The sequence below is a fragment of the Streptomyces sp. NPDC001381 genome, assembly GCF_042895685.1.
In the GTDB taxonomy this organism is placed as follows: domain Bacteria; phylum Actinomycetota; class Actinomycetes; order Streptomycetales; family Streptomycetaceae; genus Streptomyces.
In genome coordinates this window covers 104,360-129,171 of sequence record NZ_JBIAWO010000014.1, presented here as the reverse complement: position 1 = coordinate 129,171, position 24,812 = coordinate 104,360, and the positions used below count along the sequence as shown (strand labels likewise).

At 72.9% G+C, this 24,812-nt stretch carries 22 protein-coding genes; 7 read left to right on the top strand and 15 right to left on the bottom strand.

The genetic code is table 11. The features are described from left to right. The first annotated feature begins 61 nt into the window (after positions 1-61). Entirely contained in the window at positions 62-460 is a 399-nt protein-coding gene (locus ACFY2L_RS36030) for a VOC family protein (RefSeq protein WP_390659027.1), read from the top strand. A gap of 188 nt (positions 461-648) precedes the next feature. Here ACFY2L_RS36030 and ACFY2L_RS36025 read toward each other — a convergent pair whose 3' ends face one another. Genes ACFY2L_RS36025 through ACFY2L_RS36015 form a run of 3 tightly spaced genes read right to left on the bottom strand, consistent with a single transcriptional unit; the run spans position 649 to position 3,493 of the window. After that, complete coding sequence (locus ACFY2L_RS36025) at positions 649-1,836, bottom strand: dipeptidase (protein ID WP_390824442.1); 1,188 nt, start codon at positions 1,834-1,836, stop codon at positions 649-651. Next, positions 1,833-2,357: a 5-(carboxyamino)imidazole ribonucleotide mutase gene (purE, locus tag ACFY2L_RS36020; RefSeq protein WP_390659029.1), complete on the bottom strand. Its 525-nt coding sequence runs from the start codon at positions 2,355-2,357 to the stop codon at positions 1,833-1,835. Before purE ends, ACFY2L_RS36025 begins: the two co-directional genes overlap by 4 nt. Then, complete coding sequence (locus ACFY2L_RS36015) at positions 2,354-3,493, bottom strand: 5-(carboxyamino)imidazole ribonucleotide synthase (protein WP_390659030.1); 1,140 nt, start codon at positions 3,491-3,493, stop codon at positions 2,354-2,356. Before ACFY2L_RS36015 ends, purE begins: the two co-directional genes overlap by 4 nt. A 222-nt stretch (positions 3,494-3,715) precedes the next feature. Between ACFY2L_RS36015 and ACFY2L_RS36010 the strand changes: the two genes are divergently transcribed. Then, positions 3,716-4,246 (top strand): GtrA family protein, encoded by a 531-nt coding sequence (locus ACFY2L_RS36010; protein ID WP_390659031.1) that lies wholly within the window; start codon positions 3,716-3,718, stop codon positions 4,244-4,246. A 42-nt stretch (positions 4,247-4,288) separates the two neighbouring features. Here the strand turns inward: ACFY2L_RS36010 and ACFY2L_RS36005 are convergent, their stop codons facing one another. Both ACFY2L_RS36005 and ACFY2L_RS36000 read right to left on the bottom strand, forming a co-directional pair. Then, the gene (locus tag ACFY2L_RS36005; RefSeq protein ID WP_390659032.1) at positions 4,289-5,563 is read right to left on the bottom strand and encodes an ATP-binding protein; all 1,275 of its coding nucleotides are present in this window, start codon (positions 5,561-5,563) and stop codon (positions 4,289-4,291) included. 22 nt (positions 5,564-5,585) lie between these two features. Further along, positions 5,586-6,263 carry a response regulator transcription factor gene (locus ACFY2L_RS36000; protein ID WP_055720913.1) on the bottom strand — a complete coding sequence of 226 codons (678 nt, stop codon included), beginning with the start codon at positions 6,261-6,263 and terminating at the stop codon, positions 5,586-5,588. A gap of 528 nt (positions 6,264-6,791) precedes the next feature. Here ACFY2L_RS36000 and ACFY2L_RS35995 point away from each other — a divergent pair. After that, positions 6,792-8,288, top strand: coding sequence for an oligopeptide:H+ symporter (locus tag ACFY2L_RS35995; RefSeq protein ID WP_390659033.1), 1,497 nt, complete (start codon positions 6,792-6,794; stop codon positions 8,286-8,288). Positions 8,289-8,405: 117 nt separating this feature from the next. On the opposite strand, the gene ACFY2L_RS35990 is transcribed toward ACFY2L_RS35995, so the two are convergent. The 6 genes from ACFY2L_RS35990 to ACFY2L_RS35965 form a co-directional block, all read right to left on the bottom strand. Continuing rightward, entirely contained in the window at positions 8,406-9,656 is a 1,251-nt protein-coding gene (locus ACFY2L_RS35990; RefSeq protein WP_390659481.1) for a hypothetical protein, read from the bottom strand. A 64-nt stretch (positions 9,657-9,720) separates the two neighbouring features. Then, the gene (locus ACFY2L_RS35985) at positions 9,721-10,809 is read right to left on the bottom strand and encodes a hypothetical protein (protein ID WP_390659482.1); all 1,089 of its coding nucleotides are present in this window, start codon (positions 10,807-10,809) and stop codon (positions 9,721-9,723) included. Positions 10,810-10,829: 20 nt separating this feature from the next. After that, on the bottom strand, positions 10,830-12,035 hold the full coding sequence (locus tag ACFY2L_RS35980) for a hypothetical protein (protein ID WP_390824441.1): 1,206 nt from the start codon (positions 12,033-12,035) through the stop codon (positions 10,830-10,832). Positions 12,036-12,097: 62 nt separating this feature from the next. Beyond that, positions 12,098-12,799 carry an LPXTG cell wall anchor domain-containing protein gene (locus tag ACFY2L_RS35975; protein ID WP_390824440.1) on the bottom strand — a complete coding sequence of 234 codons (702 nt, stop codon included), beginning with the start codon at positions 12,797-12,799 and terminating at the stop codon, positions 12,098-12,100. Between the two features lie 655 nt (positions 12,800-13,454). Further along, a complete protein-coding gene (locus tag ACFY2L_RS35970; RefSeq protein ID WP_390659036.1) occupies positions 13,455-13,949 on the bottom strand; it encodes an ATP-binding protein in 495 nt (164 codons plus the stop codon). Between the two features lie 247 nt (positions 13,950-14,196). Then, complete coding sequence (locus ACFY2L_RS35965; RefSeq protein ID WP_390659037.1) at positions 14,197-14,574, bottom strand: STAS domain-containing protein; 378 nt, start codon at positions 14,572-14,574, stop codon at positions 14,197-14,199. Between the two features lie 283 nt (positions 14,575-14,857). Here ACFY2L_RS35965 and ACFY2L_RS35960 point away from each other — a divergent pair, with 283 nt between their 5' ends. Next, positions 14,858-15,748: an RNA polymerase sigma factor SigF gene (locus tag ACFY2L_RS35960; protein WP_390659038.1), complete on the top strand. Its 891-nt coding sequence runs from the start codon at positions 14,858-14,860 to the stop codon at positions 15,746-15,748. Positions 15,749-15,958: 210 nt separating this feature from the next. Further along, on the top strand, positions 15,959-17,530 hold the full coding sequence (locus tag ACFY2L_RS35955; protein ID WP_390824439.1) for a ricin-type beta-trefoil lectin domain protein: 1,572 nt from the start codon (positions 15,959-15,961) through the stop codon (positions 17,528-17,530). A 79-nt stretch (positions 17,531-17,609) separates the two neighbouring features. Here ACFY2L_RS35955 and hutI read toward each other — a convergent pair whose 3' ends face one another. From hutI to hutU, 4 genes are read right to left on the bottom strand one after another with little or no spacing between them, the layout of a single operon-like run. Continuing rightward, the gene (hutI, locus tag ACFY2L_RS35950) at positions 17,610-18,785 is read right to left on the bottom strand and encodes an imidazolonepropionase (RefSeq protein ID WP_390659040.1); all 1,176 of its coding nucleotides are present in this window, start codon (positions 18,783-18,785) and stop codon (positions 17,610-17,612) included. Positions 18,786-18,841: 56 nt separating this feature from the next. Next, positions 18,842-20,191: a formimidoylglutamate deiminase gene (locus ACFY2L_RS35945; RefSeq protein ID WP_390824438.1), complete on the bottom strand. Its 1,350-nt coding sequence runs from the start codon at positions 20,189-20,191 to the stop codon at positions 18,842-18,844. Beyond that, positions 20,188-21,405, bottom strand: coding sequence for an allantoate amidohydrolase (locus tag ACFY2L_RS35940; protein ID WP_390659041.1), 1,218 nt, complete (start codon positions 21,403-21,405; stop codon positions 20,188-20,190). The genes ACFY2L_RS35945 and ACFY2L_RS35940 overlap by 4 nt, the downstream gene beginning before the upstream one ends. Then, positions 21,402-23,066, bottom strand: a complete 1,665-nt coding sequence (hutU, locus tag ACFY2L_RS35935) for a urocanate hydratase (RefSeq protein WP_390659042.1) — start codon at positions 23,064-23,066, stop codon at positions 21,402-21,404. Before hutU ends, ACFY2L_RS35940 begins: the two co-directional genes overlap by 4 nt. Positions 23,067-23,442: 376 nt before the next feature. Here hutU and ACFY2L_RS35930 point away from each other — a divergent pair, with 376 nt between their 5' ends. Next, complete coding sequence (locus tag ACFY2L_RS35930; protein ID WP_390659043.1) at positions 23,443-23,853, top strand: hypothetical protein; 411 nt, start codon at positions 23,443-23,445, stop codon at positions 23,851-23,853. Further along, the gene (locus tag ACFY2L_RS35925) at positions 23,850-24,812 is read left to right on the top strand and encodes a transcriptional regulator (protein WP_390659044.1); all 963 of its coding nucleotides are present in this window, start codon (positions 23,850-23,852) and stop codon (positions 24,810-24,812) included. The genes ACFY2L_RS35930 and ACFY2L_RS35925 overlap by 4 nt, the downstream gene beginning before the upstream one ends.

The following is a 24,812-nucleotide window of genomic DNA, read 5'->3' as shown; positions in this document are numbered from 1 at the left end:
CCGTGTGCCGTGTGAACTTCCTGTGGGTTACGCGGAACGCCCGCCAGGGCACCCGTCCCGCATGGCATCCGAGGTGCGTTTCCGTTCCGTCGTGCTCGACTGTCCCGACCCGCGCGCGCTCGCGGACTTCTACGCGGCTCTCCTGGGCGGCACCCCCTGGGCCGAGGAGGGCGAGGAGGACTGGTACGTGCTCCAGGTCCCCGGCGGCCCCCGGCTGGCCTTCCAGCAGGTCGAGGGGTACACCCCGCCCGAGTGGCCGCGCGCCGACCGCAACCCGCAGCAGTTCCACCTCGACCTCGACGCCGGGGCCACCTGGGCGGAGATCGACGCCGCCCATGAGCGGGTGCTGGCGCTGGGGGCGCGGCCGCTGGACCTGGAGGACCGGGAGAAGAAGGACTTCCAGGTGTACGCCGACCCGGCGGGGCATCCGTTCTGCCTGTGCCGGATCGAGCGCCCCTAGGCCGTGTCCGCAAAGTCCCGCCTGCCTCGCGACGCCCGGCACGTGCTCTCGCCGCACCGGGCGAAAGCCCGAGTACACCCAGTACGAGGCCTTCCGCCCGGCACGCCGAGAGCACGCACCGGACGCCGCGAGGCCCGCCCTGCGGGCGAACGGCGGGACTTTGCGGACGCGACCTAGCGCGCGTCCGCTCAGCCGTCGAGGGACTCGATCGTGGCGTTGGACGGGGCACGGGTCGTGCGCAGGTCACGGGCGACGTCCTCCGCGGCGCCCAGCACCCGGACCGCGTTCCGCCAGGTCAGCTTGGCGAGGTCGGGCCTGGACCAGCCGCGGTCGAGGAGTTCCGCGATCAGGTTGGGGTAGCCGGAGACGTCGTCCAGGCCGGCGGGGGTGAAGGCCGTGCCGTCGTAGTCGCCGCCGATGCCGAGGTGGTCGATGCCCGCCACCTCGCGCATGTGGTCCAAGTGGTCGGCGACGGTCGCGACCGTGGCGACCGGACGGGGGTTCGCCTCCTCGAAGGCGCGGTGGACCTTCATCGCCTCGGGGGTCGTGTCCAGGTCGAAGAAGCCGTGGGCGCGCAGGTTCTCACCGGCCGCCGCCGTCCACTCGACCGCCGCCTGGAGGACGAACTTCGGCACGAAGGTGACCATCGCCACACCGCCGTTGGCGGGCAGCCGCTCCAGGACGTCGTCCGGGATGTTGCGGGGGTGGTCGCAGACCGCGCGGGCGGAGGAGTGGGAGAAGACCACCGGCGCCGAGCTGGTGTCCAGGGCGTCGCGCATGGTCGTCGCCGCGACGTGCGAGAGGTCGACCAGCATGCCCAGCCGGTTCATCTCGCGCACGACCTCACGGCCGAAGGACGTCAGGCCGCCCGCCCTCGGCTCGTCGGTCGCGGAGTCCGCCCAGTCCACGTTGTCGTTGTGGGTGAGCGTCATGTAGCGCACCCCGAGCGCGTACAGGCCGCGCAGGGTGCCCAGCGAGTTGGCGATGGAGTGGCCGCCCTCGGCGCCCATGAGGGAGGCGATACGGCCCTGTGCGCGCGCCGCCTCCATGTCCGCGGCGGTCAGGGCGGCCCTGAGGTGCCCGGGGTGACGGTCGACGAGCTGGCGGACGCAGTCGATCTGCTCCAGCGTCGCCGGGACCGGGTCGGGCCGGTCCGCGCGGACGAACACCGACCAGAACTGCGCGCCGACGCCGCCCTGCCGCAGGCGCGGGAGGTCGGTGTGCAGGTGGCCGGCCTGGGAGGTGGCGATGTCGCGGGCGTCGAGGTCGTAGCGGACCTGTTCGCGCAGTGCCCAGGGCAGGTCGTTGTGGCCGTCGACGACCGGGAACTCGGCGAGGAGTTCCCGGGCTGCCTCCAGAGAGCTCAAGGCCGTCACTTCCCGAAGCCGAAACCGTTGCCGGAGCCCTCGACCTTGGTGCGCAGGCGCTTGCCCTTCTCGGTGGCCTGGTCGTTCAGCTCCTGCTGGAACTCGCGCATCCGGGCCAGGAGGTCCTCGTCGTGGGCGGCGAGGATCCGGGCGGCGAGCAGGCCCGCGTTGCGGGCGCCGCCGACGGAGACCGTGGCCACGGGCACACCGGCCGGCATCTGCACGATGGACAGGAGGCTGTCCATGCCGTCGAGGTACTTCAGCGGCACGGGCACGCCGATGACCGGCAGCGGGGTGACGGAGGCGAGCATGCCGGGGAGGTGGGCGGCGCCGCCGGCGCCCGCGATGATCACCTTCAGGCCGCGGCCGTCCGCCTGCTCGCCGTAGGCGATCATCTCGCGGGGCATGCGGTGCGCGGAGACGACGTCGACCTCGTAGTCGATCTCGAACTCGTCGAGGGCCTGGGCGGCGGCCTCCATGACGGGCCAGTCGCTGTCCGAACCCATGACGATGCCAACAACGGGGCTCATTCGGTGATCGTGCCTCTCAGGTAGCCGGCTGCGTGACGGGCGCGCTCCAGCACGTCGCCGAGGTCGTCGCCGTAGGTGTTGACGTGGCCCACCTTGCGGCCGGGCTTCACGTCCTTGCCGTACATGTGGATCTTCAGCTGCGGGTCGCGGGCCATGCAGTGCAGGTAGGCGGAGTACATGTCCGGGAAGTCGCCGCCGAGCACGTTCACCATGACCGTCCAGGGCGCGCGCGGGCGAGGGTCGCCGAGGGGAAGGTCGAGGACGGCGCGGACGTGGTTGGCGAACTGGGAGGTGATCGCGCCGTCCTGGGTCCAGTGGCCGGAGTTGTGCGGGCGCATCGCCAGCTCGTTGACGAGGATGCGGCCGTCGCGGGTCTGGAACAGCTCGACGGCGAGGTGGCCGACGACGTCCAGTTCCTTGGCGATGCGCAGGGCCATCTCCTCCGCCTTCAGGGCGAGGGAGCGGTCCAGGTCGGGGGCGGGGGCGATCACCGTGTCGCACACGCCGTCGACCTGCTGGGACTCCACGACCGGGTAGGCGACCGCCTGGCCGTGCGGGGAGCGCACGACGTTGGCGGCGAGCTCGCGCACGTAGTCGACCTTCTCCTCGGCGAGGACGGGGACGCCCGCGCGGAACGGGTCCTCGGCCTCCTCGGCCGAGTCGACGACCCAGACGCCCTTGCCGTCGTAGCCGCCGCGGACGGTCTTGAGGACGACCGGGAAGCCGTCGCCCTCCGCCGCGAAGGCCACCACGTCCTGCGGGTCCGTCACGATGCGGTGCCTCGGGCACGGCACGCCGATCGCGTCGAGCTTCGCGCGCATCACGCCCTTGTCCTGGGCGTGCACGAGCGCGTCCGGGCCGGGCCGGACGGGGATGCCGTCCGCCTCCAGGGCCCTGAGGTGCTCGGTGGGTACATGTTCGTGATCGAAGGTGATCACATCGCACCCGCGCGCGAAGTCACGCAGCGTGTCGAGGTCGCGGTAGTCGCCGATGACGACATCGCTCACGACCTGCGCCGCGGAATCCTGGGGTGTGTCACTGAGGAGCTTGAACCTGATGCCGAGCGGGATGCCTGCCTCGTGTGTCATACGAGCGAGCTGGCCTCCGCCGACCATGCCGACTACCGGGAACGTCACGCCCCCAGGGTATCGGCCACGCGGGCGCGGCCGGATCCCGCGCCCGCCGGGGAGCGGGCCCACGCTTCTCACCAGGCTTTCGACCGGCTCATACCGGCCGTTTGCCGCCTTCTTCCCGACCCGTCGCCGACCTGTGAGGGGCGAGCACAGGAAACCGACAAGAGTGGTGGTTAGCATGGCTGGGTTGACGAAATCGAGACCCGGACGGGGGCCTGTACGACCATGGCACATGGTTCCTCGGGGCAAGGACGGCTGCGGCGGATGGCCCGTGAGCTGGTCAAGTTCGGGGCGGTCGGCGGTGCCGGGGTGCTGGTCAACCTCGGCGTGTTCAACCTCGTCCGGCACCTGACCGATCTCCAGGTGGTGCGGGCCAGCGTCATCGCGACCGTCGTGTCGATCGTCTTCAACTATCTCGGGTTCCGGTACTTCACCTACCGTGACCGCGACAAGAGCGGGCGTACGAAGGAACTGACGCTGTTCCTGCTGTTCAGCGCGGTCGGGCTGGTCATCGAGAACGGTCTGCTGTTCGCGGCGACGTACGGCTTCGGCTGGGACAGCCCGCTGCAGAGCAACGTCTTCAAGTTCCTCGGCATCGGGGTCGCGACCCTGTTCCGCTTCTGGTCCTACCGGACGTGGGTGTTCCGTGCGCTGCCGGCGAAGGAGACCGTGGCCAGCGCGGAGTCCTTTCTGACGGAGGAGTCGCTCATCGGCGAACAGGCCCGCAAGGCCGCGCCCCGCCAGCACGTCGGCTGACCCGCGGGGCGGAACGGGGTACGGAGCGGGAGAACCGGACCCCTACCGCACCGTCGGCTCGTCGTCCTGCGCCGTCCGCTTCTGGGGCGCCGTGCGGGAGAGGAACAGGCCGAAGACCGGCGGCTGGGCCTGGAGCATTTCGAGGCGGCCGCCGTCGGCCTCGGCGAGGTCGCGGGCGACGGCCAGGCCGATGCCCGTGGAGTTGCGGCCGCTGATCGTGCGCTCGAAGATCCGGGCGCCGAGGTCGGCGGGGACGCCGGGACCCTCGTCGGTGACCTCGATGACGGCCTGGTTGCCGGTGACGCGGGTGCGCAGGGCGACCGTGCCGCCGCCGTGCATGAGGGAGTTCTCGATCAGGGCGGCGAGGACCTGGGCGACCGCGCCCGGGGTGCCCACCGCCCGCAGGTGCCGCTTGCCGGAGCTGACGATGGCGCGGCCCGCGCTGCGGTAGGCGGGACGCCACTCGGCGAGCTGCTGCTGGATGACCTCGTCCAGGTCGAAGGAGACGGCGGAGCCGGTGCGCGGGTCCCGGGCGTTGGTCAGGAGGCGCTCCACCACGTCCGTCAGGCGTTCCACCTGCGTCAGCGCGATCGTCGCCTCGTCCTTCACCGTGTCCGGGTCGTCGGTGAGGGTGATCTCCTCCAGGCGCATCGACAGCGCCGTCAGGGGGGTGCGGAGCTGGTGGGAGGCGTCGGCCGCCAGTCGGCGCTCGGCGGTGAGCATACGGGCGATGCGCTCCGCCGAGGAGTCCAGCACGTCGGCGACACGGTCCAGCTCGGGGACGCCGTAGCGCTTGTGCCGGGGCCGGGGGTCGCCCGAGCCGAGGCGTTCGGCGGTCTCGGCCAGGTCGGTGAGGGGGGAGGCCAGCTTGTTCGCCTGGCGGATGGCGAGGAGGACCGCCGCGACCACCGCCAGGAGGGCGACCAGGCCGATGATGAGGAGGGTGCGGCCGACCTCGCGGGTGATCGTGGAGCGGGGCTCCTCGACCCGGACCGTCTCGCCGCCCTCGCCCCGCTCCTCGGCATGGATGACCTCACCGGTGGGCCGGGAGCCGACCTCGATCGGCTCGCGTCCCGGTATGCGGATCACGGCGTAACGGTCCTGTGTGACCTGGTCGCGCAGGATCTCGGCGGTGACCTCCTCGGAGCCGAGCAGCCGGCTGTCCACGATGCCGACCAGCCGCACCGCCTCGGAGTCCACCCGCTCCTGGGCGCTGTTGCTGATGGTGCGGCTCTCGACGATGACCAGGGAGACACCGAAGACGGCGATCACCACCAGCACCACGGCGAGCGTGGACTGGATCAGTCGGCGGCGCATGTGCCCGTGGCTCTCAGCTGTCTCAGCTCTTCTCGAAGCGGAAGCCCACGCCGCGCACCGTGGCGATGTAGCGCGGGTTCGCCGCGTCGTCGCCCAGCTTCTTGCGCAGCCAGGAGATGTGCATGTCGAGGGTCTTGGTGGACGACCACCACGTGGTGTCCCAGACCTCGCGCATCAGCTGGTCGCGGGTGACGACCCGGCCGGCGTCCCGGACGAGGACCCGCAGCAGGTCGAACTCCTTCGCCGTCAGCTGCAGCTCCTCGTCGCCCATCCAGGCCCGGTGCGACTCGACGTCGATGCGCACGCCGTGGGTGGCGGGCGGCTGCGCGGGCTCCGCGGCGCCGCGCCGCAGGAGCGCCCGTACGCGGGCGAGCAGCTCGGCGAGCCGGAAGGGCTTGGTGACGTAGTCGTCCGCGCCCGCGTCGAGGCCGACGACGGTGTCCACCTCGTCGGCGCGCGCGGTCAGGATCAGGATCGGCACGGCATGGCCCTCGGAGCGCAGCCGGCGGGCCACCTCCAGACCGTCCATGCCGGGCAGCCCGAGGTCCAGCACGACCAGGTCGATGCCGCCCTGCATCCCGGCGTCGAGCGCGGTCGGTCCGTCCTCACGCACCTCGACCTCGTACCCTTCCCGGCGCAGTGCGCGGGCCAGCGGCTCCGAGATGGACGCATCGTCCTCGGCGAGCAGTACACGGGTCATGCGCTGATGGTAGTCCGCACGGGGCACGGCCCGAAGTGTGATCGGCGCAGCCGTTTCTTACCCAGGGACATGCCGGACAAGCGGGGCGCCACGCCGTCGCCGCCGTTGGTACGGACCTACAGTCGAGTGATGGCAGGATGGTACGGACCTTCGAAACCCTCCCACGGCTCCTTGATCACCTGTGATCCGTGTCTCAAACCCTTCCATATCCGGCACTCTCCTGACGTATGGTGAGACAACGCCTGTAGCACCACGGGGACCTTTGGCGCACTTGACGCCGAGGGTCTCTTTTGTGTGCGGGCCGGTGCGGGATCCTTCCCCGCCGGCCTCGAAAGGAATGACCTCTGGCCGGGCCCTGCTCGCGCGACGCGCGTAGAGGCGTGGATCCCGGTGGTCGCCGTCCACCGCCCCGCGATCCGGGGCGGACTCCCCAGGGCGTGGGGCGGACGGAACGACCCGCCGGTGCCGGCCGCCCCCCACCGGGCGCGCATCCGCTCACGAACGCGTCCCGACCAGCAAGGAACGACCATGGCGTCCAGCCTGACGAAGGACTCGGTCCGTCCGGGCACCCCCGGCTCCGGGAAGACCTTCTTCGGCCACCCCCGCGGACTGGCCACTCTCTTCATGACCGAGATGTGGGAGCGCTTCTCCTACTACGGCATGAAGGCCCTGCTCCCGCTGTACCTGGTGGCACCGGGCGGCCTGCACCTGAGCGCGGCCACCGCGACCGCGATCTACTCGGTGTACCTGTCCCTCGTGTACCTGCTCGCCCTGCCCGGCGGCTGGTTCGCGGACCGTGTCCTCGGCCCCCGCAAGACCGTCGCCGTCGCCGGCGCGGTCATCATGCTCGGCCACCTCACCCTGGCCCTGCCCAGCGCCGGCACCTTCTACGCGGGCCTCGGCCTCGTCGCGATCGGTTCCGGTCTGCTGAAGGCCAACATCTCCACGATGGTCGGCCACCTCTACGAGGGCCCGGACGACCCGCGCCGTGACGGCGGCTTCACCGTCTTCTACATCGGCATCAACCTCGGCGCCTTCGCCGCCCCGCTGGTCATCGGCACCGTCGGCGAGAACGTCAACTGGCACCTGGGCTTCGCCCTGGCCGCCCTCGGCATGGCGCTGGGTCTGGCCCAGTTCCTGCTCGGCAGCCGTCACCTGAGCTCCCGCTCGAACGTCGTGCCCACCCCGATGACCCCGGCCGAGAAGACCGCCACCCTGCAGAAGGCGGGCCTGTGGGCCGCCATCGCCGCCGTCTTCTACGGGATCGTCGGCTTCACCGGCCACTACACGCTGAACTGGCTGCTGGTCCCGATCACCGTCGCCGGTCTCGTCATCCCGGTCATGGTCATCGCCCGTATCAAGCGGGACCGGGACCTGGACCGTGCCGAGCAGTCGAAGATGTCGGCGTACATCTGGTTCTTCGTCGCCGCGGCCGTGTTCTGGATGATCTACGACCAGGGCGGCTCGACCGTGTCCCTGTTCGCCGACTCCTCCGCCGACAACACCGTCTTCGGCTGGGAGTTCCCGGTCTCCTGGTACCAGTCGGTCAACCCGGTCATGATCATGGCGCTGGCGCCGGTCTTCGCCTGGGCCTGGCTGGCGCTGGCCCGGCGCGGCAAGGAGCCGAGCACCGCGACCAAGTTCGCGATGGGCCTGGTCATGATCGGCGCGTCCTTCTTCCTGTTCCTCGCCCCGCTGGCGATCGCCGACGGCGGTCACAAGGCGGCCGCGATGTGGCTGGTCGCGATCTACTTCGTCCAGACGATCGGTGAGCTGACCCTCTCCCCGGTCGGTCTGTCGGTCACCACGAAGATGGCGCCCGCGAAGTACGCCTCGCAGATGATGGGCGTCTGGTTCCTGGCGGTCACCGCCGGTGACGCGACCACCGGTCTGCTGTCGATCGCCGGTGTCGACCTCAACAAGACGGGCATCGTGGCCTTCCAGGCGGTGCTCGCCGTGATCGCCGGTGCGGCGGTGTGGATGTACCGCAAGAAGGTCAAGCAGCTCATGGGCGACGTTCACTGATCGTCTGCTGACAGAGGGCCATCCCGTTCCCGGAACGGGGTGGCCCTCTTGTGTTCCCGGCTTTCTTTCGCGGGCGGCCGGTCGCGCGGGTGCCCGCGCTCCTTCAGGCGGGCTGTGTCACCGGAGACGCCTTCTTCCCGGCATGAAGGTGAACACCGCCGCACCGAGCAGGACCGCCGTGCCGGCCACCAGGCCGAGTGCCTTCAGGGTGCCGTGGTCGCCGGCGCCCGTTTCGGCGAGGCCGCCGCTCGTCGTCGTACTGCCGCCCGACGAGGAGCCGCTGCCGCCGGACGCTCCGCTCGCCTGTTCCTCGGTGGTCAGGGTCAGGGAGACGGCCGTGCTGTCCGGGGTGCAGGTGGTGGTCGTGCCCATGGCCTCGATGACCAGGACACCCGGGGAGAGCGTGGACTCGCCGCTCGCGCCGGGCTTGTAGGTGCCGGTGAGGTCCGGGATCTCGATCGGCCGGCCCTGGGGGATCGCCTCGGAGTTCAGCGGGCCCTCCACCTTCACCGTGCCCTCGTCGGCGCCGCCCAGCACGACCTGCATGGTCGGCTTGACCTTCCCGGCCGGGATGTCGATCGGGCTGTCCATCACCGACTTCTTGAACTGCACGGTGAGGTCGTAGCTCCCGCCGTCCTTCCTGGCGTTGATCTGGATCGGCGAGGTCGCCTTCTTCTCCCCGATGGGCGACTGGCAGGTGTACGGGATGTCCACGACCTTGCCGGTGAAGTCGGTCCGGCCGTCGTCACCGCTCGCGCTCGCGGACGCGCTGGGCGTCGTGGACGTGCCGGGCGAGGCGCTGCTGGACGGGGACTGGCTCTGGCTCGCGCTCTGGGAGGGGTCGGAGGACGCGCTCGAACTCCCCTCCCCCGCGGTCACCGTGATCGTCGCGGCCGGCTGGACGCCCTCCGAGGGCGTGCAGGTGGTGTTCGTCCCCAGCGCGTTGACGACGTACGCGTCCGGCGTCAGCGTCACCTGCCCCGCCGCCGTCAGCTTCAGCGTGCCCTTCATGTCGGACAGCACCATGGCGCCGCCCTTGGGGATCGCCGGGTTCTCGCGCGGGCCGGTCATCTCGACGCTCGTGGTCTGCGCGCCGGCCGCCTTGAGGGTGCCGGACGGCTGGACCGAGTTCGCCGGCAGGTCGATGATGTCGGGGTTCTTCGACGCGGCCTGGGTGAACTTCCAGACGATGTCGACGGTGTCGCCGACCTTCGCCGTGGCCGGCGCCGTGACGTCGACCTTGGTGGTGCCGTCGATCTCGGGCAGGCCCACGCCCGAGGGCGGCACGCAGTGGGTGGCGTAGGACACCTCGGCGGCCTGGGCCTGCCCCGCGGTCACGCCGAGCAGCGCGGCGGCCCCGGCGAACAGGACGGCGGCGCCCGCCGCTGCCGCGCTCTTCCGCCCGGCCCCTCGCGGGGGTGGTACGGCTCTCTCACTCACTGGGGTCCCTTCCTGCCGGGAGTCGTGGACTCGTCGGGTGGTCGTCGTGCGGTGCGGAGAGCCGGCCCGCCGCGGCCGGACCGGCGTCCGGGGTGAACCACGGCAGGGTCGTCGAGGTGGTGGGGGCCGGGGCGGGGCTGTCCTCCGGCTGCCCGCGAGAGGTCCGGCGGCTGCCCGGGGTACGGCGGGGCCGGCGCGTCCGTGGCCGGACCCGGTCCACCACGGCCATCCCGACCCGGAACACCGCCGCCGGCACGACCAGACAGAGCAGGATCCAGAACAGGGTCACGCCCCAGGGGCGGCCCACACCCCAGGGCTGCTCCGCGAGGACCTTGCCGCCGTACTCCAGGGAGACGGTGTAGTCGCCGTGGGCGCCGGCGGACAGCTCGACGGGCAGCTTCACGCGCGCCTTCCCGCCGGGCGCGATCGTGCCCCGCCACGGCCGCTCGTCCCACTGCGGGGCGAACACCCCGTGCGCGGTGCCGACCCGGAAGACCGGGTCCTTCACGGTCGTGGTGCCGAGGTTGCCGACGGTGAAGACGAGCGTGCGGGTGGGCGGCGCCCCGAACCAGGTGAGCAGCCCGCCGGAGCCGTCCAGCCGGGTGTCGGTGAGGACGGCGAGCCGTCCGTCTCCGTCCGCTTCCGCGGGCAGGGGTTCCACGGCGTGCCCGGCCACCTGGAACACCGCGTCGGCCTGCGCCTTCGCGCCGGTCGCGGTGGCCACGTGCACCACGCAGGGGCACGGCACCGGCGGCTCGGCCACCGGCAGCCGGCGGCTGAAACGTCCGTCGGCGTCGGTGGTGACGGCGCGTCCGTCGGCGTTGGCGCAGGAGTTGGTGCCGCCGATCACCCCGCGCGCCGGGGTCGCCTGTCCGCAGACCAGCAGCATCAGCAGGGTGCGCGGGCGCCACCCGCCGCCGCTGACGGCGATCGAATCGCCGGTGCCGGCCTGGGCATCGGAGAGGGTGACCGTCGGTTCCCCGGCCGCCGCTGCCGGGGCCGTGCTCGCCAGCGCGAACAGCGGGAGCAGAAGGAGGAGAAGAGGGATGAGGAGAGGGCGGAGAAGGGGACGGACCGCCATCACGGTCCGCGGTCTGCCGTTCATGTGCCCGCTCCCCTCGCATCGGCCCGGCGCCCGGGACCGGCCGCACCGGTCGGGTCACGGAAAGGCGCCGGCACCGGGCAGGGCCGGGGAGCCGGGTCCGGCCCGTGCGGCCGGCCGGCGGAGGGTGTCGACGCGACGGAGGTGTCCCCGTGCGAGCCGGCCCGCACGTGCGAACCGGCACGGACATACGGGAGCCGGGCCCCGTCGGCGCCGCCCCCGCTGGAGGAGGACGCGCCCGGCCCCTCGGCCGCGGCGCGACCGCCCGGCCGCGTCCTGCGACGCCGTACGACCACCAGGGCCCCCGCCACGACCGACAGCACGCCCCCGGCCGCGCCCGCCGCGACCGACAACGGACCCGGTGTGCGCGTGCCCGGCCCCGCGGCCTCGGCGCGATCGCCCCGACGGCCCCTGCGACGCCGTACGACCACCGCGGCCCCCACCACGACCGACAGCACGCCCCCGGCCGCGCCCGCCGCACCCCACGGCACGAAGCGGGCCGACGCGAGGCCCGTGGCCCGCGGGGCGCCGGGCGCGGTGACCGTCAGACGTACGGTGACCGCGTCCAGGGCGGGGCGGTCGGGCCAGGGCTCGTCGAGCTTCAGCCGGCAGCCGGGCGGCAGCCGGACGGGCAGGGTGCGCGGGGCGCGGTCCAGTACGGTGCCGAGGACCCCGTCCGCGCGTACGGCGAGCCGGGGGACGAGATCCGTCGTACCGCGGTTGACCAGCTCGTACGTGATCCGGTCGCCGTGCACGGCCACATGCTCGACGGTCAGCGCGGTCAGCCGTGGGCCGCCGACCCGCACCAGCAGCCGGACGGTGACCCGGCGGCCCGTGGACTCCCGTACGACGACCGCGCCGGAGCGGGCGCCGGGGGCCGCGTCCGCCGGAACCGTCACCGTGAACGGCACCTCGGCGCGGGTACGGGCGGGGACCCGGATGGCGCTGTCGGCGAAGGCGACCGGGAGCCCTCCGAGGCCGGTGCCGCGCAGGCGTACGGTGAGCGGCCGGGTGCCCCGGTTGGTCACGGCGACCGTGTCCTGGAGCACCGCCCCGGGCGCGCCCTCCGCGTAGAAGGACGGCCGCCCGCCGCCGGAGGGCGCGGCCGACCAGCCGCCGGCGGTGGCGGGGCCGGCGGCCACGAGCAGGGGCAGGGACAGGGGCAGGGACAGCAGCAGGGCACGGGCGGCGCGGGCGTACGGCATCGGCGGCTCCGGTGGCTCTTCTTGCCGGCTCTCTCGGGAGGGTGGGGCGGACGAGGACGGCGTCAGCGGGGCTGGTTCCGCCGGGTCAGCCACAGGACGCCCGCCGCCCCCGCGAGCAGCACGGTGCCGCCGAGGGTGCCGAGGGCGATCGCCGAGTCCTCGGGGCCGGTCTGCGGGAGTGCGCCGCCGCTGCCCCCGCTGTCACCGCTGCCACCACTGCCGCTGCCGCCGCTACCGCCACTGTTCCCGCCGCTCGACGCGGTCACGTCGAGGGTGAGGGAGGGGCCGGGGCTGTTGGTGGGCGTGCAGGTGGTGGTCGTACCGAGGGCCTTGATGGTGAGGATCCCGGCCGTGAAGGTGACCTTGCCGGTCTTCTTCGGGGTGTACGTGCCGCTCAGGTCGTTGATCTTGATGGGGGTGTTCTCGGGGATCGCCGCCTGGTTGGCGGGGCCGGTGACGGCCAGGGTGCCGCTGTCGGCGCCGCCCAGCTTGATGGTGGCGCTCGGTTTCATCGAACCCGCGCCGAGTTCCACGGGGCTGGAGGAGACGCCCTTCTGCCAGGACATGGTGATCTTGTAGCCGCTGCCGCTCTTGACACCCTTGATGTCGATCGGCGAGACGGCACTCTTGTCGCCGATGGGCGTCTTGCAGGAGTAGTTGACGTCGACGACCTCGGCCATGGCCGCGGGGGCGGCCGTCCAGACCGCCGCACCGGCCAGGGCCGCGGCAGTCGCGAGCGCGGCGGTTCGCTTCCGGTTCGGCACGGTCCCCTCATTTCCTGACGAGGCATCAGATCGAGCCGTCAAGGTACGCCCGGGGGGATGAGGAGGGAAGAGAAGAGGAGCGCCGGAGTTGTGACGATCCGGCGTGCGGGTTCCGGGGGTGGTGAGGAGAGGGGTGCCGCAGGACGTCGTACGACGCCGACCGGCGCCACGGCCCTGGAGTGCGGCGCCGACCAGGGCGCAGCGCCGGCCCGGCCGCGCCGCCGACTCGCGAGCCGCCGGCTCGCGCGTCACCGGCTCGCGCGCCGCCGACCAGACGGGTGCGCCTCCGTACCTCGCGGCCTCAGCCGGGAGCGGGTGCGGGCACGCGGGGGCGAGGCGGCGCCGAGGGCCGGGCCCGGGTGGCCATGCGGCCAGGGGGCCGGGGGCGGGCCTGGGGTGGCCGGGGGGGCGGGCCAGGGTGACCGGGGGCGGGCCCGAGGCGGCCGGGTGGCCGAAGGTCGGGCCTGGCCGGGGACGGGCCTGGGGCGGGCCCGGTGGCCGGGGGGCGGGCCCGGCCGGGGGCGGACCCGGGGCGGCCCGGTGATCGAAGGCCGGGCCCGGCCGGGGGCGGACCCGGGGTGACCCGGTGGCCGAAGGTCGGGCCTGGCCGGGGGCGGGCCCGGGGTGACCCGGTGGCCGAGGGGTCGGGTCGGGGTCAGGCCGGGGCGCCCAGTTCCGCCCAGACCGTCTTGCCGGCGAGGCCGGGGCTGCGGACGACGCCCCAGTCCAGGCAGAGCCGCTGGACGATGAACATGCCGTGGCCGCCGGGACGTCCCGCCCGATGGGGGGTGCGGGGGGCCGGCTGGCCGGTGCCGCGGTCGGAGACCTCGACGCGGATCACCTTCTTGTCGCAGCCGAGGACCATCCGCTCCGGCCCCTCGGCGTGCAGGCACGCGTTGGTGACCAGCTCGGAGACGACGAGCAGCACGTCCTCCGCGGCGGCCCGCTGGTCGGCGGTGGCCGCGGGCAGCCAGCCCCACGCGTACAGCGCCTGACGCGCGAAGTCGCGGGCCGCCGGAACGACCCCGCTCACGCCGTCGAAGCTCAGTCTGCGGACCTGACGACCCGCCGACTCCCCGGAAGCGCCGCCGGCCTCCGGCTCCTGCTCCGGACCGCGGTCGCCCGGCGAGTAGGACCGGGTGGTGCTCATCAGCGCTTCACCTCACCGATTCACCGGTTCACAATTCAACATTCACTCCAGCACAGAGTGCGGTACAGAGCAGTACGTGGCCCGCCGGCATTTCCGTCGATGTTCCGTCGATGTGTCCACCGAGAGTGCCGCCGACATGTTCGCGTTCAGGATGTCTCCTGCCCGACGGAACCGGCGGAACACCCCCCGTCCACAGCACGACGGACAGAACGGCGATCCCGCCCGTCCACCGCCGCCCCAGTCTCCCTCAGCCGTCCTCGTCGGCGAGCGCCGCGGCGAGATCGTCATGGACGACGAAGACGGCGTCCGCTCCGGTGATCTCGAAGACCCGGGCCACGACGGGCTGCATCCCCGCCAGATGGACTCCGCCACCGGCCGCCTCCGCCTTCAGGCGCGCTCCGAGCAGGACGTTCAGGCCGGTGGAGTCGCAGAACTCCAACCGCGAGCAGTCCACCACCAGCCTGCTGAGTCCTCTGGAGAGGCACTCCTCAAGTGGTTCGCGCAACAGATCGGCGGTGTGGTGATCCAACTCACCCGCCGGAGTCACGACGGCACTGGAGCCCTCGTCCCGCACCTCGACCAGAAGCCGGCCCGACTGTGCGCTGCCGACCGTCCCGCCACCCATGCGTCTCTCTCCCGGGTTGCTCACTGCTTGGTGATTACCTGCCGACAGCCTGCTGAACCACCTGCCGGACGCCCTCGAACACTACGCCTTCGTCACGTGCTCCAACAGCCGAACAATCACGCACAAACGGACATAAGCCAACAAAACGCACTTGCGGAGAGCTCGGTAAAGCCGGTAGGCCTAGTAGGAACACGTAACCGACACGGCCGGCTTTGGAGGCGCCGCACACCGTAGTGCGCTCACTGGCTTCGGCAGCCATATGCCGAGAACGATGGAGGACATCATGTCACCCCGGCTCGACGCATCGCATACCCCGACAGCGACGTCGACACCCCCACCGGTTCAGGAACATCTGGATCCCATCGCGGAGCTCCCCGAGATTCCTCCGTACGAGGAGATCGGACAGATCGGCGCCGTCGACGCGCGCGCCCTGTCCAAGACGCTGTTCGAGCGGCTGGAGTCGCTCGAGGAAGGCACGTACGAGTACTCGTACGTCCGCAACACCCTCGTCGAACTGAACCTCGCCCTGGTCAAGTTCGCCGCCTCCCGCTTCCGTTCGCGCAGCGAGCCCATGGAGGACATCATCCAGGTCGGCACGATCGGCCTGATCAAGGCGATCGACCGCTTCGAACTGTCCCGGGGCGTCGAGTTCCCCACTTTCGCGATGCCGACCATCGTCGGTGAGATCAAGCGCTTCTTCCGCGACACGTCGTGGTCCGTACGCGTCCCGCGCCGGCTCCAGGAGCTGCGGCTCGACCTGGCCAAGGCGGGCGACGAGCTCGCGCAGAAGCTGGACCGCTCCCCCACCGTGGCGGAACTGGCGGAGCGCCTCGGCCTCACGAACGAGGAGGTCGTGGAGGGTATGGCGGCGTCCAACGCCTACACGGCGTCCTCCCTGGACGCGCAGCCCGAGGAGGACGACGCGGAGGGCGCCCTCGCCGACCGCATCGGCTACGAGGACCACGGGCTCGAAGGCATCGAGTACGTCGAGTCGTTGAAGCCCCTCATCGCCGAACTCCCGCCCCGTGACCGCCAGATCCTCTCCCTCCGCTTCGTCGCGGGCATGACCCAGTCGGAGATCGGCGAGGAGCTGGGCATCTCCCAGATGCACGTCTCGCGGCTGCTGTCGCGGACCCTGGTGCGGCTGCGGAAGGGACTGACGGTCGAGGAGTAGACCCGGCCGGCAGCAGCGGCCGGGCCGGGAGCGGCCCGCCGCGCCAGCCCCGGAGACCGAAGCCCCGCCGCCGGGGCCGTGCACAGCCCCGTGCACGGCCCCGGCGGCGAAGGCTTACCCCCGGAAACCTCCCCACGGCACCCCTCTCGCCACTAGGGTCACCTCCACTTCAGACTGACCAGTACGTCAGCGATGGTGAGGAGGCGGCTCGTGGTCCGTGCCGACGGAGACGGCGGACACGCCGATGACTCCACTGATTCCCCCGGCTCTCCTGGTTCGCCCGGGCTGACCGACTCCGGGGATTCGGACGCGCGGCTGACGGACCTGCTGCGGGGTGCGCCCGCCCGGGCGTACCCGGCGCTGCGCTCCCTCCGCACCCGCCATGAGCCCGCCGTCCTGGCGTACGCCCGGCTGTGCACGACGAGCGAACCGGCCGCACGCCGCCTGGCGGCGGAGGCGTTCACCCGCACGGCCCGCGAGACCGCGGGCGGCAGCGAACCGGGCGGCGCCTGGCGGCACCGGCTGCTGCTGCAGGCGGGGCGGGCGGCGGCGGACTGGGCCACGGACGACCGGGCGCGCGGCCTGGACCCGGGCCTGCTCCTCGTCCTGAACACGACCTCGGCACGCGGCGGTCCGCTCCCGCCCCTGCTGCCCGCCTTCCACGCCCTGCCCGCCCGCGCCCAGGGCCTGCTCTGGTACGGCGTGGTGGAGCGGGAGGAGGCGCACCGGATCGCCGTACTCCTCGGTCTGACCCCCGAGGACGTGACGTACGGGGTCGCTCCCGCCCTGCACTCCCTGGCCCAGGCCTGCCTGCGGCTGCGCCTCGCCGCCTCCGACGACCCCCGCTGCGGGGACTTCCGGCGGCTGATCGAGGAGGCCGTACGCCCGGAGGGCGCGAGACGCAGCCCCGACCTGGAGGCACACCGGGCGCACTGCCCGCACTGCGCGACGGCGTACGAGGAGCAGCGCACCCTTCGGGACACGCCGCGCACGGCACTGGCGGAGGGATTGCTGCCGTGGGGCGGGACGGCGTACGTGCGGGAGGAGCGCGAGCCGGCGGCCGGGGTGGCCGAGGTGGCCCGGAAGCCGGCTCGGCGGCCTCCGCGCCGAGTCGCACTGGTGTCGGCGGTGGCGGGGGTGGCGCTGGTGCCGCTGCTGCTGTTCCTGCTGCCGTCGCACGACGCGCGGGAGGAGACGAGCGCGGTCGCGGCCCGCCCGTCGACCGCCCCTCCGGTGACGGTCACGGCGACGGTCTCGGTGTCCGCGCCCGCACCCGTCCCCACCAGCGCGTCGCCTTCCCCCCGGCCGAGTTCCCCACCGTCGCGCACCAGCGCACCCCCGAAACCGACCCCGGTCCCCACCCCGTCCGCGACCCGCGCGCCCGGCGGGACGTACGCCCAGGTCGTGAACGTCGCCACGGGCCGCTGTCTGGAGGTGGCCGGCGACTTCGCCAACGGCACGGACGTGATGACGGTCCCCTGTTCCTCCTCGCCCAGTCAGCGGTGGCGGGTGGACGCGGGCCGTGGCGTGGTCCAGTCGTACGCCGACCCCGACTTCTGTCTGGACAGCCGGGGCTCCGTGGACAGGGGGGTGGGGGTCTGGCAGTGCGCGTCGGTGGACGGACGCAACGGCGACAACCTGAGATTCACGGTGGACGCCGACGGGACGATGCGACCGGCGATCGCCATCCTGACGGGCGTGACGGCAGAACCGGACGGCGGGGTGACACTGCGGCCGCTGGACGGGGGCGAGGAGCAGCGGTGGCGGGCGGGGGCCACCTGACCCGGGCGAGGGCGGGCCGACACCCCTTCGAGCGGCGGGTGGGCGGACGGCCGTCCGCCCACCCGCTGAGCGACGGCCTCTAGACCACCCGTACGCCTCGCCGCCACACGCCCGACACGAGGGGGACGCCCGGGCGGTAGGCGAGGTGGACGTGGCTCGGGGCGTCCAGGAGGGTCAGGTCGGCGTGGGCTCCGGGGGTGAGGCGGCCGATGTCCGTGCGGCGCAGGGCCGCCGCTCCGCCCGCCGTCGCCGACCAGACCGCCTCGTCCGGGGTCATGCCCATGTCCCGTACGGCGAGGGCGATGCAGAAGGGGACGGACGAAGTGAACGAAGAGCCCGGGTTGCAGTCCGTCGACAGGGCCACGGTCACGCCCGCGTCCAGGAGGCGGCGGGCGTCCGGCCACTCGGCCCGGGTCGAGAACTCCGCGCCGGGCAGGAGGGTCGCGACGGTACGGCTGTTCGCCAGCGCGTCCACGTCGGCGTCCGTCAGATGGGTGCAGTGGTCGGCGCTCGCCGCGTCCAGCTCGACCGCCAGCTGCACGCCGGGACCGTACGAGAGCTGGTTGGCGTGGATGCGGGGGTGCAGGCCCTTCTGCCTGCCGGCGGTGAGGATCGCGCGGGCCTGGTCGCCGTCGAAGGCGCCCTTCTCGCAGAAGACGTCGATCCAGCGGGCGTAGGGCGCGCAGGCGTCGAGCATGTCGCCGGTGACCAGGGCCACGTACGCGGCCGGGTCGTCGGCGTAGTCGGGGGAGACGATGTGGGCGCCGAGGTAGGTGACCTCCTCGGTGTGGGCGGCGGCGAGGCGCAGGGCACGGGCCTCGTCGGCGACGGTCAGGCCGTACCCGGACTTGGTCTCGAAGGTGGTCGTGCCCTGGTGGAGGGCCTCGGAGAGGTAGCGGGCGAGGTTCGCCTCCAGTTCCTCGTCGCTCGCGGCGCGGGTGGCGGCGACCGTGGTGCGGATGCCGCCCGCCGTGTAGCCGCGGCCGGACATCCGGGCGTTGAACTCCTCGGTGCGGTCGCCCGCGAAGACCAGGTGGGAGTGGGAGTCGACGAAGCCGGGGAGGGCCGCGCGGCCGTCGGCGTCGACCCGGTTGTCAGTGGCGGGTGCTTTGCTTGAATCACCGGTCCACACGACGCGGTCGCCCTCGATGACGACGGCCGCGTCCCGGACCAGGCCGAGAGGGGAGCCGTCACCGAGGGAGGGGTCGTTGGTGACCAGCGTGGCGATGTTGGTGATGACGGTGCTGCTGCTCATCGTGTCCTCGAGCGTGTCCTCGTGGGGGCGGGGGGCCTCGGTGGTCGCTGCCGCGGCTATGCGCGCAGGACTTCGACAGCCCGCGCCAGGGCCTGCGGCACATCCGGTACGAGCGTGTGCGCCCCGTCGCGTACGACGTGCCGGCCCGCGACGACCGTGTGCCGTACGTCCGCCGCGGTCGCCGCGAATACGGCGGTCTCGGCGCCGAGCCGGGGCAGCGGGCCCGCTGTCCTGACGGAGTCGAGGGCGATCGTCGTGAAGTCGGCGGGGGCGCCGGTCTCCAGGGTGCCCGCGTCGGGACGGCCGAGGGCCGCGTGGCCGTCGGCGGAGGCCGCCCGCAGGAGCGCCGCCGCCGTCCAGTGACCGCGGGTGCGGGTGCGCAGGCGCTCGTTCAGCTCCATCGCGCGGGCCTCTTCGAGCAGGTCGATGACGGCGTGGCTGTCGGAGCCGAGGGACAGCGGGGAGCCCTCGTTCTGCAGGGCGACGGCCGGCCCGATGCCGTCCGCGAGGTCCCGCTCGGTCGTCGGGCACATACAGGTGCCCGTGCCGCTGCCGCCGATGAGGGAGACGTCCTCGGCGGTGAGGTGGGTGTTGTGGACGCCGGTGGTGCGCGGTCCGAGGACTCCGTGCAGGGCGAGGAGCTGCGTCGGGGTGCAGCCGTGGACCTCCAGACACGCCTCGTTCTCGGCGGTCTGCTCGGACAGGTGCACGTGCAGGGGCGCCCGGCGGTCCTCGGCCCACCGCGCCACGGTCGCCAGCTGGTCGGCGGGCACGGCCCGTACGGAGTGGACGGCCGCCCCGATCCTCGCGTGATCCCGTTCCTTGAGAAGTGAACAGCGTTCGGCCCAGGCGTCCGCGCTGCCGTCGGAGAAACGGAGCTGGTGGGCGTTGGGGGGCTGTCCGAAGCCGGAGGACAGGTAGGCGGTGTCGAGGAGGGTGATGCGGATACCGGCGTCGGCGGCGGCCTCGATCAGGGCCTCCCCCATCGCGTTGGGATCGGCGTACGGCGTGCCGCCGGGGGCGTGGTGCACGTAGTGGAACTCGCCGACGGCCGTGATGCCGGCGAGCGCCATCTCGGCGTACACCGCCCGCGCGAGGGCGTGGTAGGTGTCGGGGGTCAGCCGGTCCGCGACGGAGTACATGACCTCGCGCCAGGTCCAGAAGGTGCCGGAGCCGACCTGGACGGTGCCGCGCAGGGCGCGGTGGAAGGCGTGGGAGTGGGCGTTGGCGAGGCCGGGGAGGGTGAGGCCGCGCAGGATCTCGGCGCCCGCGGGCGGGGAGCCGGCGCCCGTCCGGACGGCGGTGATGCGGCCGTCGGCCACCTCGAGGGCGACGCCCGGCTCGACGTGCGTGCCGAGCCAGGCGTGTTCCAGCCAGTAGGTCCGGGTCCGCTGCGTGGAGGTCACCTGCAGGCCAGTCCTTCCAGTACGTCGGCGAGGGCGTGCACCCCGGCCACGCAGTCGTCCTCGGCGGCGAACTCGGCCGGGGAGTGCGAGACGCCCGTGGGGTTGCGCACGAACAGCATGGCGGTCGGGACGCGTCCGGAGAGGATCCCGGCGTCGTGTCCGGCGCCGGTGCCCAGGACGGGGACCTTGAGGTCGGTGTCCCGGCCGAGGATGCGGGCGAGTTCGTCGCGCAGGGCGTGGTCGAACTCGACGACCGGTGTGAAGGACTCACGCACGACGTCGAGGTCGACGCCGTGCGCCTCGGCGTACGCGCGGGCCTCCTTCTCCACCCCGCCGACCACGGTGTCGAGGGTGGCCTGGTCGGCGGCGCGGGAGTCGAGCCAGCCGCGCACCAGGGAGGGGATGGCGTTGACGCCGTTCGGTTCGACGGAGATCTTGCCGAAGGTGGCGACGGCTCCGGCGAGTTCGGCCTCGCGGCGGGCGGCGAGGACCGTCTCGGCGTACGACAGCATGGGATCGCGGCGGTCGGCGAGACGGGTGGTGCCGGCGTGGTTGGCCTCGCCGCGGAAGTCGAACCGCCAGCGGCCGTGCGGCCAGATGGCGCTGGCGATGCCGACCCGGTCGCCCGAGAGGTCCAGGGCACGGCCCTGCTCGACATGGAGTTCGACGAAGGCGCCGATGCGGGAGAGCCGCTCCGGGTCGGGGCCGAGGGCGTCGGGGTCGTGGCCGGCGGCCTCCATGGCCTGCGGGAGGGTGATCCCGTCGCCGTCGGTGAGCCGGTGCGCCTGCTCGACGGTGAGCTGTCCGGCGGTGAGCCGGGAGCCGACGCAGGCGAGGCCGAAGCGGGCGCCTTCCTCGTCACCGAAGTTGACGATGGCGAGCGGCTTGTCGAACCGTGCGTTCCTGGCGCGGAGTTCGTCGAGCGCGGCGAAGGCGGACACCACCCCGAGGGGCCCGTCGAAGGCGCCGCCGTCCGGCACGGAGTCCAGGTGCGAGCCGGTGACGACGGCGTCCCCGGCGGCCGGGTCCCCGAGCCAGGCCCACTGGTTCCCGTTGCGGTCCACCTCGTGGGCCAGCCCCCGCGCCGCGGCCTGCGCCTCGAACCAGGCCCGGCACTCGGCGTCGGCGGGCGTCCAGGCGAAACGGCGGTAGCCGCGGGAGACGGAGTCGCGGCCGATGGGCAGCAACTCCGTCCACATGCTGTGGAACGTCACGCGTCGTCACCCTCACGCATCGGCACCCGCACGCCCCGCTCCTCGGCGACCGACTCCGCGATGTCGTATCCGGCGTCCACGTGCCGGATGACGCCCATGCCGGGGTCGTTGGTCAGGACACGGCGGATCTTCTCGCCGCCGAGCTTGGTGCCGTCGGCGACCGTGACCTGGCCGGCGTGGAGGGAGCGCCCCATGCCGACGCCGCCGCCGTGGTGGAGGGAGACCCAGGAGGCACCGGAGGCCACGTTCACCATGGCGTTGAGCAGCGGCCAGTCCGCGATCGCGTCGGAGCCGTCGAGCATGGCCTCGGTCTCGCGGTAGGGGGAGGCGACGGAGCCGCAGTCGAGGTGGTCGCGGCCGATGGCCAGCGGGGCGGCCAGTTCGCCGCTCGCCACCATGTCGTTGAAGCGCTCGCCGGCCTTGTCGCGTTCGCCGTAGCCGAGCCAGCAGATGCGGGCGGGCAGGCCCTGGAAGTGGACGCGCTCGCCGGCCATCTTGATCCAGCGGGCCAGGGACTCGTTCTCGGGGAAGAGGTCGAGGATCGCCTTGTCGGTCTTGGCGATGTCGGCCGGGTCACCGGAGAGCGCCGCCCAGCGGAAGGGGCCCTTGCCCTCGCAGAACAGCGGGCGGATGTAGGCGGGCACGAAGCCCGGGAAGGCGAACGCGCGCTCGTACCCGGCGAGTTGGGCCTCGCCGCGGATGGAGTTGCCGTAGTCGAAGACCTCGGCGCCGGCGTCCAGGAAGCCGACCATCGCCTCGACGTGCCGGGCCATGGACTCGCGGGCTCGGGTGGTGAAGCCGGCCGGGTCCTTGGCCGCGTAGGAGGCCATGTCCTCGAAGGCGACGCCCGTCGGCAGATAGGCGAGCGGGTCGTGGGCGGAGGTCTGGTCGGTGACGATGTCGACGGGGGCGCCCATGGCCAGCAGCTGCGGCAGGAGGTCCGCCGCGTTGCCGAGGACGCCGATGGAGAGCGGGCGGCGGGCGTCGCGGGCCTCGACCGCCAGCTGGAGGGCGTGGTCCAGGCTGTCGGCCTTCACGTCCAGGTACCGGTGCTCGATGCGGCGCTCGATGGCGCGCGGGTCGCAGTCGATGCAGATCGCCACGCCGTCGTTCATCGTCACGGCGAGCGGCTGGGCGCCGCCCATGCCGCCGAGGCCGGCGGTCAGGGTGATGGTGCCGGCGAGGGTGCCGCCGAACTTCTTCGCGGCGACGGCGGCGAAGGTCTCGTAGGTGCCCTGGAGGATGCCCTGGGTGCCGATGTAGATCCAGGAGCCGGCGGTCATCTGGCCGTACATGGTCAGGCCGAGGGCCTCCAGGCGGCGGAACTCCTCCCAGGTGGCCCAGTCGCCGACGAGGTTGGAGTTGGCGATGAGGACGCGCGGGGCCCACTCGTGGGTCTGCATGACGCCCACGGGGCGGCCGGACTGGACGAGCATCGTCTCGTCCTGCTTGAGGGTCCTCAGCGTGCGGACCATGGCGTCGAAGGAGCGCCAGTCGCGGGCCGCCTTGCCGGTGCCGCCGTAGACGACGAGCTTGTCGGGGTGTTCGGCGACCTCGGGGTCGAGGTTGTTCTGCAGCATCCGCAGGGCGGCCTCCTGCTGCCATCCCAGGGCGCTCAGTTCCGTACCGCGCGGCGCTCGTACGGGGCGGGGTCCTGACATGGTCTGCCTCCTTGCGGATGGTTCATCCCGGCGGATTGTTACTTTCGCTATTCACATCCTGACTCGATGAATAGAGCTAGTCAATACGTCACGGCGACACCCCGCCGGGAGGGCGGCCGGGGCCTGCGAAGTGAAGGAGGGGCGCGTGACGCCGCGGTCACCACCCAGGGCGGACGCGCGCGCCGTTGACGTATGCGGTGGTCACGGTGTTGATGGGACGCATGGGGCGTCGCGCCCCGAAACGGGGTCAGCCGACCAACCCTAGTCACTCGGCCGCATGTTCCGCTGGAAAATGCCAGATCCCTCACCCCTCGCGCATACGTTGCGTAGCGTCGTCATCACTCAGCCGAACCGCAGGCGGGAGGGGAGCCGAACGGTGCCCGGAATCGACGAGTGCCTACTGGAGGCCATGCGGCTGCCCGGGGCCCGGGGAGCAGCACTGGTCGACTGGACCAGCGGGCTGGCGCTGGGCGCCGTCGGGGAGTTCCCGGGCGGCGACCACGAGGCGGCGGCGGCCGAGGCCGCGGAGGTCGCGCGGCTCACGGCCGAGCAGCGGGCGTTCACGCCCGTCGGCTCCGACGCCCTCGGCGACGACGGGGCGGGGGCGGATCCCCCGGTGGAGGACCTGATCATCAGCAACCGGGACAGCTACCACCTGCTGCGGTTCGTGCCGACCTCCTTCGACAGCAGTGTCTTCCTGCACGTGTGGCTGAACCGGTCGGACGGCAATCTCGCGCTGGCCCGGATCCGGCTGGGCGAGATGGCCGGACGGCTGGTGCTGGGATGACGCTCGTGGGGACGACACCGCAGGGGACCACCCCGCCGCCCCGGCTGCCGGTGCGGGAGAGATCGACGGCCCGGGAGCGGGCGGGCGGCGGACTGTCGCCGATGCTGACCCGGCTCGCGGCCGAGCGGGCCACCGGCGTCCTGGAGCGCGAGCGCGGCTCGCTCTACCTCGCCGAGGGCCGTGTGGTGCACGCCGAGAGTCCGCTCGCGCCGGGCCTCGACGTGCTCCTCCTGACCCACGGCACGCTCGACGGGGGCAGCTGGCAGGAGGCGCTGGACCGGGCCGACGAGCAGCACGGCGCGCTGCGGCTGCTGATCGACGCCGACCGGATCCCGCGCGGCGCGCTGGAGCTGTGCCATCTGGGCGCGCTGTACGACGCGGCGTACTTCGCGCTCACCCCCAGCAGCACTCCGGGCCGCTTCCGCTACGGCGCCGGGCACCCGCTCGGTGGGCTGCGGCCGGTCCCGGTGGGCGCCCTGGAGCGCGAGACGCTGCGCCGCCGCGAGCTGCTGGACCGGCTCTGGCCGGACCCCCTGACGGACGGGGCGCCGCTGCTGCGCGCCGAGGCGGTCGCCGCGCCGGCGCCGACCGCGCGGCAGAGTGCCGTGCTGGCGCTGGTGAACGGGGTGCGCACGGCCTCGGACATCGCCCGGGAGCTGGGCCGGCAGGCGTTCCACACCCTGGTGGACGTCCGCCGGCTGGCCGCCGCGGGAGCGCTGACCGCCCTGTTCCCGCCGCCCCCGCCACACCTCCCGCCGAGGGCACCGGGCACCCCGGGCGCACCGCACCCCGGGGGAGCGCCGGCCGGGCCCGCGGGGCCGGCCGGGGCACCCGCCCCGGGCGGCGCACCGGGCACGCCCCCCGCCGCCAACCCCCCGCGGGGCATCTCCCTGCCCCGTGTCAACGACCCCGACATCACCTTGCTGAAGAGGCTCAGAGATGCGCTGGAGGCCCTTTGA